The sequence below is a fragment of the Ruegeria sp. AF8 genome (assembly GCF_056541825.1).
Window position 1 is genome coordinate 1 of record NZ_JBQFYW010000086.1, and the last position, 733, is coordinate 733.

At 57.3% G+C, this 733-nt stretch carries 1 pseudogene; it reads left to right on the plus strand.

The window, feature by feature from the left end:
* Positions 1-430, plus strand: a pseudogene (locus tag ACR0AO_RS25495) (hypothetical protein); the annotation flags it as partial.
* Positions 431-733: the final 303 nt, after the last annotated feature.

The window sequence follows — 733 nt, forward strand, 5'->3', positions numbered from 1 at the left end:
CGAGCTACGCCCATACGACACCGACCTGCAGGCGTACACTGTTGCTGACGACAGTTACACCACATCCATGAATGCGGCCGAGTTGGACAACTTGGACCCGACAGAAGCCGAAAAGTGGCTGGCTGTGCGTGATGACATTGTGGCGACCGCCAACAGCTTCGGTCTCGACGGAAACAAGTTCCTGGCCCGCTATAACGATCATGACAGCGTTTCAGTCGGCACCACGGCGACTTGGCGAGACGCGGACATTTCCACCGCTGCCGCCCATTTTAATAGCCAAGGCGTTCCGGACAGCTACGAGCGCGCCGAGGCCGTTGTCGGTGAGCTGCATCAAGTTTCATCCAGCAAGATTGCCGCCGTGGTGCAAGAGATTGCCCATACCCGCGAACAGGCTACCCACGTCCATGAGTATGATGGACACAGTCTGTAATTGCCGAGCAGAAGGTATTTATTGATGCAACAGGGCTAAATTCAGGCTCGGCGCAAAACAGGGCGGGATGGAATCTTCCGTGCAGGATTTTTGGAAAACGACCCTTCGCTGCCGTTGACGTGTGCGACCGCAACGCGGACGGAGCGGACTTTTGCAGGTGCGGCTATTGCTGACGCAGCATCGCCCCGCGCATGCAGCATCGGGATTTTGCAGTTGCAGGGGTCCGCTCCGGCTGAGTGCAGAATGACACCTTAAGCGCCGAGCACGCGTTTTCCATATTCGCGCAGGTTGCCTTTGGGATCA